Source organism: Klebsiella sp. AqSCr, from assembly GCF_008452795.1.
Taxonomy (GTDB): Bacteria; Pseudomonadota; Gammaproteobacteria; order Enterobacterales; family Enterobacteriaceae; genus Klebsiella; species Klebsiella pneumoniae.
Window position 1 is genome coordinate 3,129,034 of the sequence record NZ_MJDM01000005.1, and the last position, 17,311, is coordinate 3,146,344.

Consider the following 17,311-nt stretch of genomic DNA (forward strand, 5'->3'; position numbering starts at 1 on the left):
GTCGGGGCGGCTGCCGCTGGTTCGCTACTCTCCAGCACGCCGTTGTTCAGGGGCGTCGGCGCGCCGAGGAAACCGCCGCTGTTCACCGGCGCGCCCACGCTGTCTGCCGGCGTCAGCGTGCTGTTGCTGATCGGGCGAACGTCAGTGGGTGCGGGTTGGCTCATGCCAGCGGCGCCCCCACCGTCCAGATTCGGACGGGCGGGCAGGGCGTAAGTCTGTTTGGCGACGGTGGTACAGGCCATCCCCGGGCCGGAAAGCGAACCGTCAGGCGCGACGATGATGGGGTCGATGCGCACTTTGGTGTTGTTGGAGGTGTTCAGGCGGTCAGCGGATGCGCGGGAAAGCGAGATGACCCGATCGTTGCCATAGGGACCGCGATCGTTAATCCGCACGACGATCATCCGTCCGTTGGCAAGGTTAGTGATCCGCGCGTAGCTCGGGATCGGCAGCGTCGGGTGCGCTGCGGTCAACTGAGTCGGATCGAAGGCTTCGCCGCTGGCGGTCAGGTTGCTGTTGGGTTCAGCGTCATAGATCGCCGCGAAACCGGCCTGAGTAAAGTTGGCCGGATCCTGAACGATTTTGTAGCTTTTACCGTCGCGCTCGTAATCCTGATTCGCCGTGGCGTTCGGCGTTTCATACTGCGGATCGGCGCCGCTGATCTCAACCGTCGGGCCATTACAGACGGCCGGCTGTGGAGTACTGACCGTTTTTTGTTGCACGTCATCACTCGAACATGCCGCCAGCAGCCCCGCTGCTATGCAGATCCCCAGCCATTGCTTACGCATTGCTAACCCCTTTAAACGCTTTTCGACAACATTTTTCTGTGGGTATGGATCGACATTACGATACCAAACCCGGCCATCAGTACGATCAGGGCGGAGCCCCCGTAGCTCACCAGCGGCAACGGTACGCCCACCACCGGTAAAATACCACTCACCATACCAATATTTACGAAGACATAAACGAATAAAATCAACATTAAACCACCGGCCATGACCCGGCCAAAGGTGGTTTGCGCCTGGGCGGCGATCCACAGTCCGCGCATAATCAGCAGAATATAAAGCGCTAGCAGGATCAGTACGCCAATCAGGCCCAGCTCTTCGGCGAGGACGGCGAAGATAAAGTCGGTGTGGCGTTCCGGCAGAAACTCCAGCTGCGACTGGGTGCCATGCAGCCAGCCTTTGCCGCGCAGACCGCCGGAGCCAATGGCAATTTTAGACTGAATAATGTGATAGCCGGCGCCCAGCGGGTCGGTTTCCGGATCGAGGAGCATCATCACGCGCTGACGCTGATAGTCGTGCATCAGGAAGAACCACAGGATCGGAATAAAGGCGGCGACCAGCACCACGGCGATACCAATCAGGCGCCAGCTGAGGCCGGAGAGGAACAGCACAAACAGTCCGGATAGGGCGATCAGGATCGAGGTCCCGAGGTCAGGCTGCGCCGCCACCAGCAGCGTTGGCAGGAAGATTAGCACCAGGGCAATGCCGGTGTTCTTCAGCGACGGTGGACAGACATCGCGGTTAATAAACCGCGCCACCATCAGCGGCACGGCTATTTTGGCGATCTCCGACGGCTGAAAGCGCACAATACCGAGATCCAGCCAGCGCTGCGCCCCTTTGGAGATGGCGCCGAAGGCGTCAACGGCTACCAGCAGGATGATACAGAAAATATAGAGGTAGGGCGCCCAGCCTTCATAGACCCGCGGCGGGATCTGCGCCATGACGATCATGATCACCACGCCCATGGCGATCTGGCCGATTTTACGCTCCATCATGCCGACGTCCTGACCGCTGGCGCTCCAGATAACCAGCGCGCTGTAGGTCAGCAGCGCCAGCAGGATAAGCAGCATGGTGGGGTCAAGATGGATTTTATCCCATAGCGATTTTTTGTTCGGATTATCCGTCATTATTGATCCTCCCCTGCGGTTACCGCCGGGTTTTCGCTTGGCAGCGTAGTGTTGTTATCGCCCAGCATGATGTGATCGAGGATCTGGCGCATAATGGTACCGACCGCCGGGCCGGCGCCGCCGTTTTCCAGAATCATCGCCACGGCAACCTGCGGGTTGTTATAAGGCGCAAACGCCGTCATCAGTTTATGGTCGCGCAAGCGCTCGGAGATCCGGTGCGCGTTATAGGTTTCGTTGGCCTTCAGGCCGAACACCTGAGCGGTACCTGACTTGGCCGCGATTTTATACGGCGCGCTGGCGAAGTATTTGTGCGCGGTGCCGTTGCCGCGGTTGGCCACGCCGTACATGCCGTCTTTGGCGATTTCCCAATAGCCGGAATGGATATCGCCTACCGGCGGCTCATGGGGCTGGACCCAGGGTACGGGCTTGCCGTCTTCCACGGTGCTCTGCAGCAGATGAGGCACCTTCACCACGCCGTCGTTAATCAGGATCATCAGCGCTTTGTTCATCTGGATCGGCGTGGCGGTCCAGTAACCCTGGCCGATGCCCACCGGAATGGTGTCCCCCTGGTACCAGGGTTTCTTAAAGCGCTTGAGCTTCCATTCGCGGGTCGGCATGTTGCCAGAGCGCTCCTCGGAGAGGTCGATACCGGTGTAGTGGCCGTAGCCAAACTTGCTCATCCACTCTGAGAGACGGTCGATGCCCATGTCATAGGCGACCTGGTAGAAATAGGTATCTGCAGACTCCTCGAGCGCTTTGGTGACGTTCAGATGGCCGTGGCCCCACTTTTTCCAGTCACGATAGCGTTTCTCTGAGCCGGGCAACTGCCACCAGCCGGGGTCGAAGAGGCTGGTGTTGCGAGTGATCACCCCGGCGCTCAGCGCCGAGACGGCGACGTACGGTTTGACCGTCGACGCCGGCGGATAGACCCCCTGCGTCGCTCGGTTGACCAGCGGTGTGTTCGGGTCGTTGAGCAGCGCGGAGTAATCTTTGCTGGAGATGCCGTCGACGAACAGGTTCGGGTCATAGCTCGGGGTTGAAACCAGCGCCAGAATAGCGCCGGTACGCGGGTCGGTCACCACCACGGCGGCGCGGCTGCCGGCCAGCAGCGTTTCAATATACTGCTGCAGCTTGAGGTCGAGGGTGAGGTAGATGTCGCGTCCGGCCTGCGGAGGCACCTCTTTCAGCTGACGAATGACGCGGCCGCGGTTGTTCACTTCAACCTCTTCGTAGCCGGTCTGACCGTGCAGAACGTCCTCGTAATAACGCTCTATACCCAGCTTACCAATGTCGTGCGTCGAGGCGTAGTTGGCCAGCTTGCCCTCTTTATCCAGGCGGTCGACGTCTTTATCGTTAATTTTTGAGACATAGCCAATGACGTGAGTCAGCGCCGAATTATAGGGGTAATAACGACGCTTGTAGCCTTTGACTTCCACGCCGGGAAAGCGGTACTGGTTGACGGCAAAGCGGGCCACCTGCACTTCGCTGAGGTTGACCTTTACCGGAATCGAGGTAAAACGATGGGAGCGGGCGCGCTCCTTTTTGAAACCGGCGATGTCATCGTCAGTTAAATCGACGACGTCGCGTAGCGCATCCAGCGTCTGCTGTACGTTATCGACTTTCTCCGGCATCATCTCCAGCTGGTAAATGGTGCGGTTAAGCGCCAGCGGGGTGCCGTTGCGATCGTAAATAATGCCGCGGCTCGGCGGGATCGGCACCAGCTTGATGCGGTTTTCGTTCGAGCGCGTCTGATAGTCGTCGAAGCGAACGATTTGCACATTGTACAGGTTGGCGATCAGAACGCCGGTAAGCAGCAAAATCCCCAAAAAAGCGACCAGCGCCCGGCGCACGAACAGCGAGGATTCAGCCGTATAGTCGCGGAAAGAATTCTGTAATTTCATTCGCTGCTTAGTCTACCCTGATCATCATTACTCACGGTGGTACGGGTGGTTGGTGGTGATGCTCCACGCCCGGTACAGACTCTCGGCCACCAGTACGCGCACCAGCGGGTGAGGTAAGGTGAGGGTGGAGAGCGACCAACTCTGTTCCGCCGCTGCTTTACAGGCGGGAGAGAGACCTTCCGGGCCGCCTACCAGTAAACTGACGTCGCGCCCGTCCTGTTTCCAGCGTTCCAGTTCGCGCGCCAGCTGCGGTGTATCCCATGGTTTACCCGGAATATCCAGGGTCACGATGCGGTTCTTACCGGCAGCGGCTAACATCATCTCGCCCTCTTTTTCGAGGATGCGTTTGATATCAGCGTTCTTACCGCGCTTACCGGCAGGGATCTCCACCAGCTCGAACGGCATATCTTTGGGAAAACGGCGCAGATACTCGCTAAAGCCGGTCTGTACCCAGTCCGGCATTTTGGTGCCAACGGCCACCAGCTGCAACTTCACGCATTAACTCCAGAGTTTTTCCAGCTCGTACAGACGACGGCTCTCTTCCTGCATGACGTGGACCATCACGTCGCCGAGGTCGACGACGATCCAGTCGGCGGCGGCTTCCCCTTCAACGCCCAGCGGCAGCATGCCGGCGGCGCGGGACTCCTGAACCACGTGGTCGGCGATAGACATCACATGACGCGTTGAGGTGCCGGTGCAGATAATCATGCAATCGGTGATGCTGGATTTGCCATGTACATCAATGGCAACGATGTCCTGACCTTTCAGGTCATCAATTTTGTCGATAACAAAATCCTGGAGTGCTTTACCCTGCAAGTGTTCCCCCTGGGTGCGTGAAGATTGATAATCATAAAGAGCCTGACAGTATACCTGAACTGATGAAAAAGTCGGGTGAAATGTCTGTCGGCAGGCGTTCGTGGCGGGCTATCATCCCATCCCTCGCCGCGGATTGCATCGCCATTTTTGTAAAACAATTTCTGCAAACCCGCTTTGGCGGATGCTGCCTGGCAGCGGAGAATAACAGCCTGCTCTGGCCTGTCAATGGTCTGGCGGGAATTCTTCTTGCGGCTGCCAGACGGCCTGGCTATTTAATACCCGCAGGGTGGTGAAATCGTCGCGGATTTCGAGGAGGCTCCAGGCGCCATGGGCAATGGGAAAGTGCCACATCGCCGCCGCAGGCATCTGCAACAGCAGGGCGGTCAGCAGGCTCAGGACGCCCTGATGGCCGACGATCAGCAGATGGTCAAGTTGGCGGCAGTCGGTCAGCGTTGGGATAAACTCGCTGACGCGGCGGGCAAAATTCTGAAAGCTTTCGCCGTTGGTGGGGGCCGCATGCTGCCAGTCGGCACACCAGGCGGCATAGTTTTCCGCATCTTCTCGCTGGAGGTCGCGATGATGACGCATCTCCCAGTCGCCGAAAAACATCTCATTGAGCGCGGGATGGCGCTCACGCGGGATAGCGCGGTCGCCAAGCAGCAGATCGGCCGTTGTCCCGGTCCGCGCCAGCTCGCTACAGAATACTTTATCGAAAGGCGCCAGGTGCAGCCGTTCGCCGAGCGCGCGCGCCTGAGCGACGCCGCGCGGCGTCAGGGGCGTTGGGGCATGGCCGCTGTATAACCCGGCAACGTTGGCTTCGGTTTCGCCATGGCGAACTAACCACAATTTCATGAACAGGCTCTGACAGGCGATGAAAAGATGGCGTTACGATAGCGCTTTTTTCGCGCCAGGCCCAGCCTGGGGTCAGCAATAGAGTCCCTGCTCGCGGATGTAATCCAGCACGGCGGCAGGCAGCATCTCGGCGCAGGACTCGCCGCGCTCAAGGCGCTGGCGGATGATCGTCGCGGAAATATCGAACCACGGCGTCTCAGCCAGGTAGATCACGCCGGAAGGGCGGTTATGCAGAGACTCCACGTCGTGGGTTAAATGGCGATCCAGCCAGCGCTGATCCGCTTCCTGCGCCATGGTCAGCGGGTAACCCGGGCGGCGGCAAACAATCAGGTGGACATTGTCGAGAATGGTTTCATAGTTGTGCCAGGTGGGAAAGGTCAGTAGCGAATCCTGGCCAATGATAAACGCCAGCGGTTTGCGCGGCCCCTGCTCCTGGCGCCACTCCTGCAGCGTTTGCGCCGTCCAGGAGGGGGTATCGCGCCGTAGTTCGCGTTCATCGAGCGTGAACAGCGGTTTATCGGCAATCGCCAGCTTCAGCATGTGCACGCGCTGGGCGCTGGTGGCTTCCGGCTGCGGCCGGTGCGGCGGGACGTTGTTAGGCATGATGATGACCTTGCTCAGGCCAATCTGATTCGCCAGGATCTCAACCGGCTTGAGGTGACCGTAATGCACCGGATCGAAGGTGCCGCCATAGATTGCCTGTAACTGAGTCATATCAACCATCAATAAAAACGTCCGCCAGGGCTTTGTGGCAGAGCAACAACGAAAGACTTTCCAGTTCGGGCCAGACGTCGTGCCCGTAATCCTGTTTAAAGGTGAGCTCCGCGCGGGTCAGAAGGGTCACCGCCTGGCGCAGCTGTTCCCCGCTCAGGCGCGTGAGAGCGTCGCTGAGCAGCTGACGGCGGTTTTGCCAGACCCGATGTTTATCAAACAGCGAGCGCAGCGGCGTGTGCGTCGCCTGGCGCTTGAGGTTAACCAGCAGCAGCAGCTCCCGCTGCAGAGTACGCAGCAGGATCGCCGGCTCGCAGCCTTCAAGGCGTAACTGCTGCAGGACGTGCAGCACGCGCTTACTTTTGCCTGCCAGTAGGGCATCGACCCAATGGTAAGGCGTAAAGTGCGCGGCATCGTTTACCGCTTGCTCAACGCGGGGCAGGGTTAGCTTACCGTCCGGCCAGAGCAGCGCCAGACGCTCCAGCGCCTGCGCCAGCGCCAGCAGATTGCCTTCGTAACAGTAGCACAGCAGCTGACTGGCCGCGTCGTCGAGCTGCAGCTGATGCTGTTTGGCCCGGGCGGCCAGCCAGCGCGGCAGCTGCGCGTATTCCGGCGTCTGGCAACTGACCTGGACGGCGCGCTGAGCCAGGGCGGTGAGCCATGCGGCATTCTCCTGGGCTTTGGTCAGCTTATTTCCGCGAACTATCAGCAGCAGGTCGTCGTGCAGCAGGCCAACCAGCGTGGCGAGCTGTTCATTGATCGCCGCGTTGGGGCCGTTTTCCGGTAGGATCAACAGCAGGGTTTGCCGGCTGGCAAACAGGCTCATCGCCTGGCTTAAGGCGAAAATCGCCTGCCAGTCGGTGCTGTTGTCGATTGAAAAAGTATGGTGCTCGGTAAAGCCCTGCGCGGCAGCAGCTTCGCGAATGGCGTCCTGGCTTTCCTGCAACAGCAGGGGATCGTTGCCAAGCAGCAGATAGGCCGCGCGCAGCCCTTCAGTGAGCTGCGCGCGGAGCTGTTCCGGGTACAACCGAATCATCATTGACCCAGCGTGGTGGAGACGCGGTTACCCGAGGAAGCCGGCGCCGCGCTGCTGGCGACCGGTTTCTCTTCCTGCTGGGTTGCTTCAACATCCGCTACCTGAACGCTTGGCAGCTTACGAATCAGCTGTTCCGCCGCTTTGTCGTACATTTCCTGGATAATCATATCCTGCTCGGCGTCTTTCGCTAATGCCGCCTGCGGGTTATCAAAGAACGACCGATAGACCTTGGTGGTAATCGGATAGATATCGTGACCCGGGATCAGGACGCTGGCATGAACGGTCATGACCATCTGATACTCCGCCGTACGACCATCCTGGAACACCGATGCGGTATCTTTCTGAATCGACGAGCCATCGAGGCGCAGAGAAGGGACATCTTTACGCAGCGTGCTGGCGTCGATCAGTTCCACGCCGTTAAGACGCAGCTGATTACGTACCGCGCGGCTTAACGGGCCGTTCGGATCGCTCGACTGGAAAATCATGGTTTTCATGGTGGCGGGCACCTTGGTAGTGCTACGCAAATGCCAGCCACAGCCGGCGGTGACGAGCACCGCCAGAGATAACAACATTGTTACCAGATATCGCACGCTTCCTCCCGCGCTTAGCCAACGACCAGATTGAGCAGTTTACCCGGAACGTAAATCACTTTACGCACGGTTTTACCGTCGAGATATTTCGCCACCAGATGTTCCTGGCCGGCGCGCTCGCGAACCTGCTCTTCAGTTGCATCTACCGCAACGGTAATTTTACCACGAACTTTGCCATTGACCTGGACGACGACGAGGGTGCTGTCTTCCACCATCGCGCTCTCATCCGCTACCGGCCACGGCGCGTTGTCGATATCGCCTTCGCCGTTCAGCTCACGCCACAGGGTGAAGCTGGCGTGCGGAGTGAACGGGTTGAGCATACGCACCACCGCCAGCAGAGCTTCCTGCATCAGCGCACGATCTTGCTCATCTTCCTGCGGCGCTTTCGCCAGCTTGTTCATCAGCTCCATGATTGCCGCGATGGCGGTGTTGAAGGTCTGACGACGGCCGATGTCATCGGTCACTTTGGCGATGGTTTTGTGGATATCGCGACGCAGCGCTTTCTGATCTTCGCTCAGAGCCGCCACGTTCAGTGCCGCAACCTCTCCTTTGGTGGTGTGCTCGTAGACCAGTTTCCAGACGCGTTTCAGGAAGCGGTTCGCCCCTTCAACGCCAGATTCCTGCCACTCGAGGGTCATATCCGCCGGGGACGCAAACATCATGAACAGACGCACGGTATCCGCGCCGTAGCGCTCAACCATCACCTGCGGGTCGATGCCGTTGTTTTTCGACTTGGACATCTTGCTCATGCCGGTGTACACCAGCTCGTGGCCCGCCGCGTCTTTGGCCTTCACGATGCGGCCTTTTTCGTCGCGCTCAACGATGGCGTCAACCGGGGAAACCCAGTTACGTTCGCCGTTTTCGCCCACATAGTAGAACGCGTCAGCCAGCACCATGCCCTGGCACAGCAGCTGTTTCGCCGGCTCATCGGAGTTCACCATGCCCGCGTCGCGCATCAGCTTATGGAAGAAGCGGAAGTAGAGCAGGTGCATGATGGCGTGTTCGATACCGCCGATGTAGATATCTACCGGCAGCCAGTAGTTGGCCGCTTTCGAATCCAGCATTCCTTCCTGATACTGCGGGCAGGTGTAGCGCGCATAGTACCAGGAGGATTCCATAAAGGTGTCAAAGGTGTCGGTTTCGCGCAGCGCCGGCTGGCCGTTGACGGTGGTCTTGGCCCATTCAGGATCGGCTTTGATCGGGCTGGTGATGCCGTCCATGACCACGTCTTCCGGCAGGATCACCGGCAGCTGATCTTCCGGAGTCGGCAGCACGGTGCCATCTTCCAGGGTCACCATCGGGATCGGCGCGCCCCAGTAGCGCTGACGGGATACGCCCCAGTCGCGCAGACGGTAGTTAACTTTACGCTCGCCCACGCCCATGGCAGCCAGTTTGTCGGCAATGGCGTTGAAGCCCGCTTCATAATCAAGACCGCTGAACTCGCCGGAGTTAAACAGGACGCCTTTCTCGGTCAGCGCCTGCTCGGAGAGATCCGGCTCGGAGCCGTCGGCAGCGAGGATAACCGGCTTAATGTTCAGACCGTACTTGCTGGCGAACTCGTAGTCGCGCTGGTCGTGACCCGGAACGGCCATTACCGCGCCGGTGCCGTATTCCATCAGCACAAAGTTTGCCGCCCAGACTGGAATTTCTTCACCGGTCAGCGGATGAATGGCTTTAAAGCCGGTATCGACGCCTTTTTTCTCCATCGTCGCCATGTCGGCTTCGGCCACTTTGGTATTGCGGCACTCGTCGATAAAGGCGGCCAGCGCCGGATTGTTCGCCGCAGCCTGCTGCGCCAGCGGGTGACCCGCCGCGACGGCCAGGTAGGTACAACCCATAAAGGTGTCCGGACGGGTGGTGTAGACGGTCAGCTTATCGGCGTAGTCGTTGACGTCAAAGGAAATTTCTACCCCTTCCGAACGGCCGATCCAGTTGCGCTGCATGGTCTTCACGGTGTCCGGCCAGTGGTCCAGCTTATCCAGATCGTTCAGCAGTTCATCGGCGTAGGCGGTGATTTTAATAAACCACTGCGGGATCTCTTTACGCTCGACCTTGGTATCGCAGCGCCAGCAGCAGCCGTCGATAACCTGTTCGTTGGCCAGCACGGTCTGGTCATTCGGGCACCAGTTCACTGCGGAGGTTTTTTTGTACACCAGGCCTTTTTTGTACAGCTCGGTGAAGAACTTCTGCTCCCAGCGGTAGTATTCCGGGGTGCAGGTCGCCAGCTCGCGGCTCCAGTCATAGCCGAAGCCCAGCATTTTGAGCTGGTTTTTCATGTAGGCGATGTTGTCGTAGGTCCACGGCGCTGGCGCGGTGTTGTTTTTCACCGCCGCCCCTTCTGCCGGCAGACCGAACGCATCCCAGCCGATCGGCTGCAGGACGTTTTTGCCCAGCATGCGCTGGTAGCGGGCAATCACGTCGCCGATGGTGTAGTTACGCACGTGACCCATGTGTAGTCGACCAGAAGGATAAGGAAGCATCGACAGGCAGTAATACTTCTCTTTGCTCTCGTCTTCAGTTACTTCAAATGTACGATTTTCGTCCCAGTGAAGCTGGACTTTCGATTCTATCTCTTCCGGGCGGTATTGCTCTTGCATGGCAGCCAGTGGTCCTGTTTTCAATACAGCTACATAGTGTAGCCAATGGATGTGTTATTTCAGATCGGCATAGCATAGCCCAAACGCCCACGTCAAAACAGCTTTTCGCACATCAACATCGGCAAAAGCTGCGCAGATTATTTCGCGACTCTGTGGCTTGTCAGACACAGCGGGAGAGGAATAAGGTCTATTATCAGAAGACGTTAACCCCACCGGAGGCGAAATGATGAACAAGGTTGCTCAATATTACCGTGAACTGGTCTCCTCGCTCAGCGAACGGCTCCGCCATGGAGAGCGCGATATCGACGCGCTGGTGACGCAGGCGCGGGAAAAAATCGTCCGCGCCGGCGATCTGACGCAGAGCGAGATCGAGTCGGTGATTGCGGCGGTCAAGCGCGACCTCGAGGAGTTTGCCCGCAGCTACGAAGAGAGTCACGAAGACGAGAGCGACAGCGTGTTTATGCGGGTGATCAAAGAGAGCCTGTGGCAGGAGCTGGCTGATATCACCGACAAAACCCAGCTCGAGTGGCGGGAAGTCTTTCAGGATCTGAATCACCACGGCGTGTACCACAGCGGCGAAGTGGTCGGTCTGGGCAACCTGGTCTGCGAGAAGTGCCACTATCACCTGGCGGTATACACCCCGGACGTGCTGCCGCGCTGTCCAAAATGTGGCCACGATCAGTTCCAGCGTCGGCCCTTCGAGCCCTAAGCGTGCGAAAAACGATGCGCGAGGCTTCGCGCATCGTGGTTTGTCTTATTTCACCGTGTTGACTTCGGTGCTCTTGAAATACTGTTTTCCACCCATGTCGCTAACATATTTCTGCGATGAGTTCAGTACCAGCTTGTCAGCAGTTAACGTCCCGACGCCGCATTTCGCCAGGCCCAGTATGCCGCAACTTTTACCACCATTGACCACTTTGGTGGCGGTTAACGTCATGTTGCCGCCCGCGCTGAGGGTTGAATAATTGTAGATCGCGCCTTTATTTTTGGTATTTAAGGTCAGGTCGCCGGTGCTGCTGATCTGCCCTTCGTTGGTGATATCTGAGTAGGTCGTGATTGAAATATTTTTGGCAGTAATATTGCCATAATTATTCACTACGCCGTGATCGGTGGTGATATCGGCGGCATTCATATAACCATTTTGGTTCAGCCAGTAGCTGTGGGCGGTAATGGCGTTGGTTGCCTCAATACGACCACTGCTGCTTTGCGCCAGCGTGCCATTGGTCTGCAGATTGATATTTTCGCCGGTGATATTGCCGAGGTTATAGATTTCGCCCGTATTGGCGCTGCCGTCCTGTGTAAGCGACTGAATGGTGGTTTGGCCAGTAGAGTTAATATTGCCAGTGTTTTTAAAGCTGTCGCCGACAAACGTCAGGCTGGTGTGTTTGGCGCTGATTTTGCCTTCATTGAGGAAATCACCGATTGCCGTGGCGGCAATCTGGTTATTTGACAGCAGGGAGGCTTTTTCTTCGTTGCGGATTTTCCCGCCGCTGGTCAGACTTAATCCACTGGTGCCGGTCATCGTGCCTGAGTCGCCGTTGGTGATGTTGCCGTTAGCGGTGGCAATCAGCTGGCCGCCGGAGAGAGAACCGGTGTTAACGATATAATCGCCACTGGAGAGCATTAAATAATAGGCGCCGGCGATGCTACCGTCATTGGTGATGCCCGTGACGGTGGAAACCTGGCTCAGCAAACCTTTGCCCGTTATTGACCCTTTGTTCAGTAAATTACCGTTGCTGGTGAGCATCAGCGTGCCGTTGGAGATAATAGAACCCTTATTACGTACGCCAAAGCCGATGTTATTGCCGACCATGCTGATGCTGTTGGCCTCAATGCCGCCAAGGCTGCTGACGTCGATGCTGTACTGCGGGTTAACCGTCATCTGGATCAGGGTGGCCTTTTTACCGGCGGAGGTCACCGAGCCAGAGCTGTTATCCATGGTGAAGTTGCCCGCGCTGACCAGGGCGTTGTTGGCCTGCACTTTACCGTTAATCTTAATCGCGTCGGCGAGCAGAACCGCGTAGCCGTTGGCGGCGTTCATGCCATTTTCGCCGATGGTGAGGGTGCCGCCCGTTACGGTATAGCTGCCGATGGCGCCATCGTCGGTCATATTAACCTTGCCGGTGGTCAGGATAGCCTTGTTGGTATTAACAAAGCTACAGCCGGAACAGGTGATGCCGTTCGGGTTGGCGATTACCACATCCGCTTTCTGACCGTTGACTTCGATAAAGCCCTTCAGGCTACTGGCGTTTTTGGAGGTCACCTCGTTCAAAATCACCGAAGCGCTGCCGTCGGTCAGATTATTGTTGCGGGCGATATTGCCAAATGTGCTGTGGCTGACATCATCGCCGCTGTTATTGAGGATGGTGCCATTGGCGCCGACGTTGAAGTCGCGGTACAGGTTATGGGAGACACCGGCGGCGTTCGGCTTTTCAATATCGATAACCGTGGCGCCGGAAGAGTGCGTATAGCTTGTGGGGTCGGCATAAACTACCGACGAGGTTAATACTGCCGCCAGTGCGACATAAGAAGCCTTAAACTTAAACATTTTCTTTATTCCTTTAAATAATGATTAATAAATAATGTAAATATGACGAGTCAATAATGTGCGAATTAATACCTCCACTGTAATGAAAAGCCCATATTCAGGGCGTCGCTATGAAACTTATCCGGTTTACTCAGCGGGGTACTAATAAACAGATCGTACTGCGTTGACCATAGCTGACCGCGCAGCCCGCTGACGGCGCCGGAGAGCACTTTGCCTTTTTGATATAGATCGGCGCCGATAAGACGGCCTATATCCGCGCCCAAATAGAATTGCCGCTCGTGGGTGGCCAGATCCCAGATAAAATCGTTGCGCCAGTACCATCCCTGATTGCCGGACAGGCTGTTTTCACCGTCAAAACCGCGCACGCTCCAGCGACTACCAATATTGAATTTATTATCGGAAGCGAGTTTGTCCGGGCTGAACTGGGCGCTGAGGCGGGGAGCCCAGGTAAATTTGTCGCCGGTGGCGTCAAATTTCATCATTGCCTGCAGATTACCATGCACAATCCGCGACAGCGGGCTATACAGCCCGGCCTGCTCTTCCGGCGTTGCTGTCGAGCTGAGCCACGGCAGGCTGCGCTGGATGCCGATGCTGGCATCAACAATCTTTTTGTTAAAGTAGTGCTGGTGGTTGAGGGTGAATTCCCATGAGGGGTTCTGCTTGCGCATCACCAGTAGCTCACTGCCGCCGAAGTAATAATGCGAGGTGCTCTTGGCGATCCGCAGGTCAGCGGTGGTTTTTTGCTGCCGGGTGTGGGAGAGCAGACGACTCAGCGTGGCGCTGTAGTAGCGATTTTTACTCTTATAATCCATCGTCGACCAGTTGCCGTTAAACTGCTGACGATACTGGCTGTATGCCCCGTAGGCGCTTAGTGTCCAGTAGCCAAAGGGAATGGAGTAATACAGGCTGCCGTTGTGGTTGCCGTCGTTATGCTGATTGAATTCAATATCGCCCCCGCCGGAAAGGTACAGGATATCGTTGAGGGTGGTCAGGTCATAGAGATAGAGGGCCCCGCCGGCCTGGTAGCGTCCGCTGGCTTTGCTGCCGGCGTCGTCAAGCCAGGCGCCAAGCTGCCATTTTTTCGCCAGGCTGCGGGCGATCTGGATATCGCTTTCTCCCTCGTGTTGGCCCGGCAACAGTTTCATGTGCGCGGTGGCGCCGGGCAGACGCTGCAGGTTGGCCATCCCTTGCTCAAGGTCGCTTAAGCGCAGGATAGTACCGGAAGAGGTGGGTAGGGAATTCCACAGGCGGGTGGTGTCCGAGCCGTCGGCATAGTCGATAGCGCCCACTTTGCCATAGTGCAGCGTGAACCTGAGTATGCCGTGCTCCAGCGACTGGGAGGGCACATCAATCAGCGAGGTGATGTAGCCTTGCGCGATCAGCTCATTTTGCAAGGTATAGGCCAGCAGGCGAATGCCTTCGCTACCCAGACAGCGTCCCTGCGCCTGCCGTGCGGTTTTCGCCAGTAATTTCCGGGTGAGCGCCTGGTTATCGGAGTCGATATCGACCCGGTTGATCAATTTGCAATGCGTTTCCTCAGGAAAAGGGATCCCCTGCGGCGCCACGCGCTGTTGTGAAGACTGAAAATCCTGTTGCTGCGGCGCCAGCGCCTCCTGGCGGGCTTTATCCTGCTCCGTCTGGTGAGTAGAAGAGGCCAATGGCGCGGCCCCGGCGGCTGAGGTGCCCGCCAGCGTGATAAACAGCAGCCCGGTGAGCGTGCGAGATCGAATTAACATGAAGCAATATCCATTTGTTTCATTGGTTTGGTGGCGCATCCATTATTCTGCGAGCGGCAGAGAATATCGATGGCCTTTATTTCGGCGCAGGCGAGGTCAGGCAAGAATATTATATTCAATTAATAAAATAATCATGCGACGAACCTGTTACGAGGCGTTATATGCTAGCGGCGGTGGCAATGCCGGTCCACGAATTCATTATTGAATTCTTTATGAATTGATCGATTTAATAAATAAGTTCAGCTTTTATCGGCGAGGTTTATTGGGTACGTAAATGATAGTAGCGATAATCTGCCGCATAAATAACATTGGCGAATAATATGGCGGAAAAGATTAACTGCGCATACCGGGCGGTATGCGCAGAGAAAAAACATTAATGAAGTATTTTGGCGAGGAAATCTTTGGCACGCTCGGATTGCGGATTGGCAAAGAAGGCCTCTTTATCGGCATCCTCGACAATCTTCCCTTCATCCATAAAGATCACCCGGTTCGCCACCTTGCGGGCAAAGCCCATCTCATGGGTCACGACCATCATGGTCATCCCCTCGTTGGCCAGTTCGACCATAACGTCCAGCACCTCGTTAATCATCTCCGGGTCAAGCGCTGAGGTGGGCTCATCAAACAGCATGGCGATCGGGTCCATACACAGGGCTCGGGCAATGGCCACGCGCTGCTGCTGGCCGCCGGAGAGCTGCGCCGGGTATTTTTCCGCATGCGCCGCCAGGCCAACGCGCTCCAGCAACTTGAGGCCTTTCTTGCGCGCTGAGGCTTTATCGCGGTTAAGCACTTTGACCTGCGCCAGCGTCAGGTTGTCGATAATCGACAGATGCGGGAACAGTTCAAAATGCTGAAACACCATGCCGACGTGCGAGCGCAGTTTAGCCAGGTTGGTCTTTTTATCGTTAACCACGGTGCCATCGACAATAATCTGCCCCTGCTGTACCGGCTCAAGGCCGTTCACAGTCTTAATCAGCGTGGATTTACCGGAGCCTGACGGCCCGCAGACCACCACGACTTCGCCTTTTTTCACTTCCGTGGAGCAATCGGTCAGCACCTGAAAGTGACCATACCATTTTGAAACGTTTTTCAGGGTAATCATTACACAGTCCTTTTCTTCAACCAGCTGACCAACAGCGAGGCGCTGAGGCTAATCACAAAATAGACGCCGCCCGCGAACAGGATCATTTCGACCTGGGTTCCGTCACGCTCGCCAATAGTGGAGGCGGTACGGAAGAAGTCGGCGAGACTCAATACATACACCAGCGAGGTATCCTGGAACAGGACGATCCCCTGGGTTAGCAGCAGCGGCACCATGGCGCGGAAGGCCTGCGGCAGGATCACCAGCCGCATTGACTGCCAGTGGGTCATCCCCAACGCCAGCGCGGCGCTGGACTGGCCGCGGGAGATGCTCTGAATGCCGGCGCGGATAATCTCTGAATAGTAGGCGGCTTCGAACATCGAAAACGCCACCATCGCCGAGATCAGGCGAATATCCGTTTTCGGCGACAGTCCCAGCACGTTCTGCAGGAAGCCCGGGACAATCAGGTAGAACCACAGCAGGACCATCACCAGTGGGATTGAGCGGAATACGTTGACGTAGGATTTAGCAAACCAGGCCAGCGGCAGAAAGCTGGACAGGCGCATAACCGCCAGCAGGGTGCCCCAGACGATGCCGACCACGATGGCGATCACCGTAATCTTCAGGGTGATCACCAGCCCTGCCAGCAGATAGGGCATGGAGGGAACGATCGAACTCCAGTCAAAATCGTACATTATTTGCCTCCCATATTGCCAGGCAGGCGAACCTTACGCTCGACCACATACATAATCAGCATAATCACCGCGTTGATGAAAACATAGGCCAGGGTGATGGCGGTAAAAGACTCCCAGGCATGAGCGGAGTAGTCCAGCAGTTTGCCCGCCTGCGCGGCCATATCGGCCAGACCGATGGTGGAGGCGATGGCCGAGTTTTTTACCAGGTTCATCATCTCCGAGGTCATCGGCGGCACAATAACGCGGTAGGCGTTCGGCAGTAGCACGTAGCGGTAGGTTTGCGGCAGGGTCAGGCCCATCGCCAGGCCGGCGTTCTTCTGCCCGCGCGGCAGCGACTGGATGGCGGCGCGTACCTGCTCGCAGACGCGAGCGGCGGTAAACAGCCCCAGGCACAGCATGGAGGAGACAAAGAATTGAATGTTTGGGTCCAGCTCCGATTTAAACCACATGCCGATATTTTCCGGCAGGAACTCCGGCACCACCAGGTACCAGGTAAAGAACTGCACGATCAGCGGCACGTTGCGAAACAGTTCGACATAGCAGGTGCCAATGCCCGAGAGGAAGCGATTGGGTACCGTGCGTAAAATGCCGAACAGTGAGCCGACGAGAAAAGCGATGATCCAGGCCGAGATGGAGAGGGCGACGGTGATTTGAAAACCGCTCCACAGCCAGCCCAGGTAGGTAGTGTTGCCGAAGGGGGCCTGTTGCAGGAATATCCCCCAGTTCCAGTCTATTGACATACATGACTCCTGGAAAAAAAAGGGTAGCCATTGCTACCCTCGAAGACGGTTGTCCAGCTTGTTTCGGTATTCGCGGCGGCTGGGGAACGACCAGCCGCCGTA

16 protein-coding genes are annotated in these 17,311 nt (G+C 57.1%); 1 reads left to right on the plus strand and 15 read right to left on the minus strand.

What is annotated here, in order from left to right; genetic code table 11:
- The 10 genes from rlpA to leuS form a co-directional block, all read right to left on the minus strand.
- On the minus strand, nucleotides 1-785 hold a 785-nt coding region (gene rlpA / locus BHE81_RS19315), incomplete at its 3' end, for an endolytic peptidoglycan transglycosylase RlpA (RefSeq protein ID WP_228268723.1).
- An 11-nt stretch (nucleotides 786-796) separates the two neighbouring features.
- Nucleotides 797-1,909 (minus strand): peptidoglycan glycosyltransferase MrdB, encoded by a 1,113-nt coding sequence (gene mrdB, locus BHE81_RS19320; protein WP_002894613.1) that lies wholly within the window; start codon nucleotides 1,907-1,909, stop codon nucleotides 797-799.
- Nucleotides 1,909-3,810, minus strand: a complete 1,902-nt coding sequence (gene mrdA / locus BHE81_RS19325) for a peptidoglycan DD-transpeptidase MrdA (RefSeq protein WP_002894617.1) — start codon at nucleotides 3,808-3,810, stop codon at nucleotides 1,909-1,911. The genes mrdB and mrdA overlap by 1 nt, the downstream gene beginning before the upstream one ends.
- Before the next feature lie 27 nt (nucleotides 3,811-3,837).
- Entirely contained in the window at nucleotides 3,838-4,305 is a 468-nt protein-coding gene (gene rlmH / locus BHE81_RS19330; RefSeq protein ID WP_002894620.1) for a 23S rRNA (pseudouridine(1915)-N(3))-methyltransferase RlmH, read from the minus strand.
- 3 nt (nucleotides 4,306-4,308) lie between these two features.
- Nucleotides 4,309-4,626 carry a ribosome silencing factor gene (gene rsfS / locus BHE81_RS19335; RefSeq protein WP_002894623.1) on the minus strand — a complete coding sequence of 106 codons (318 nt, stop codon included), beginning with the start codon at nucleotides 4,624-4,626 and terminating at the stop codon, nucleotides 4,309-4,311.
- A gap of 222 nt (nucleotides 4,627-4,848) precedes the next feature.
- Nucleotides 4,849-5,478, minus strand: coding sequence for an adenosylcobalamin/alpha-ribazole phosphatase (locus tag BHE81_RS19340; RefSeq protein WP_023302165.1), 630 nt, complete (start codon nucleotides 5,476-5,478; stop codon nucleotides 4,849-4,851).
- 72 nt (nucleotides 5,479-5,550) lie between these two features.
- On the minus strand, nucleotides 5,551-6,201 hold the full coding sequence (gene nadD, locus BHE81_RS19345; protein ID WP_004176879.1) for a nicotinate-nucleotide adenylyltransferase: 651 nt from the start codon (nucleotides 6,199-6,201) through the stop codon (nucleotides 5,551-5,553).
- Nucleotides 6,194-7,225, minus strand: a complete 1,032-nt coding sequence (gene holA, locus BHE81_RS19350) for a DNA polymerase III subunit delta (RefSeq protein WP_024622874.1) — start codon at nucleotides 7,223-7,225, stop codon at nucleotides 6,194-6,196. Before holA ends, nadD begins: the two co-directional genes overlap by 8 nt.
- Nucleotides 7,225-7,815, minus strand: a complete 591-nt coding sequence (lptE, locus tag BHE81_RS19355; protein ID WP_002894693.1) for an LPS assembly lipoprotein LptE — start codon at nucleotides 7,813-7,815, stop codon at nucleotides 7,225-7,227. Before lptE ends, holA begins: the two co-directional genes overlap by 1 nt.
- Nucleotides 7,816-7,829: 14 nt before the next feature.
- On the minus strand, nucleotides 7,830-10,412 hold the full coding sequence (leuS, locus tag BHE81_RS19360) for a leucine--tRNA ligase (RefSeq protein ID WP_004176877.1): 2,583 nt from the start codon (nucleotides 10,410-10,412) through the stop codon (nucleotides 7,830-7,832).
- Nucleotides 10,413-10,638: 226 nt separating this feature from the next.
- On the opposite strand from leuS, the gene BHE81_RS19365 reads away from it, so the two are divergent.
- A complete protein-coding gene (locus tag BHE81_RS19365; RefSeq protein ID WP_002894699.1) occupies nucleotides 10,639-11,121 on the plus strand; it encodes a zinc ribbon-containing protein in 483 nt (160 codons plus the stop codon).
- A gap of 45 nt (nucleotides 11,122-11,166) precedes the next feature.
- On the opposite strand, the gene BHE81_RS19370 is transcribed toward BHE81_RS19365, so the two are convergent.
- The 5 genes from BHE81_RS19370 to BHE81_RS19390 all read right to left on the minus strand — a co-directional run bounded on the left by BHE81_RS19370 (nucleotide 11,167) and on the right by BHE81_RS19390 (nucleotide 17,209).
- Nucleotides 11,167-12,960 (minus strand): filamentous hemagglutinin N-terminal domain-containing protein, encoded by a 1,794-nt coding sequence (locus tag BHE81_RS19370; RefSeq protein WP_023302163.1) that lies wholly within the window; start codon nucleotides 12,958-12,960, stop codon nucleotides 11,167-11,169.
- Nucleotides 12,961-13,025: 65 nt separating this feature from the next.
- On the minus strand, nucleotides 13,026-14,696 hold the full coding sequence (locus tag BHE81_RS19375) for a ShlB/FhaC/HecB family hemolysin secretion/activation protein (RefSeq protein ID WP_004176875.1): 1,671 nt from the start codon (nucleotides 14,694-14,696) through the stop codon (nucleotides 13,026-13,028).
- Between the two features lie 373 nt (nucleotides 14,697-15,069).
- The gene (locus BHE81_RS19380) at nucleotides 15,070-15,795 is read right to left on the minus strand and encodes an amino acid ABC transporter ATP-binding protein (RefSeq protein ID WP_002894706.1); all 726 of its coding nucleotides are present in this window, start codon (nucleotides 15,793-15,795) and stop codon (nucleotides 15,070-15,072) included.
- Nucleotides 15,795-16,469 (minus strand): glutamate/aspartate ABC transporter permease GltK, encoded by a 675-nt coding sequence (gene gltK / locus BHE81_RS19385; RefSeq protein ID WP_002894707.1) that lies wholly within the window; start codon nucleotides 16,467-16,469, stop codon nucleotides 15,795-15,797. The genes BHE81_RS19380 and gltK overlap by 1 nt, the downstream gene beginning before the upstream one ends.
- Entirely contained in the window at nucleotides 16,469-17,209 is a 741-nt protein-coding gene (locus BHE81_RS19390) for an amino acid ABC transporter permease (RefSeq protein ID WP_002894709.1), read from the minus strand. The genes gltK and BHE81_RS19390 overlap by 1 nt, the downstream gene beginning before the upstream one ends.
- Nucleotides 17,210-17,311: the final 102 nt, after the last annotated feature.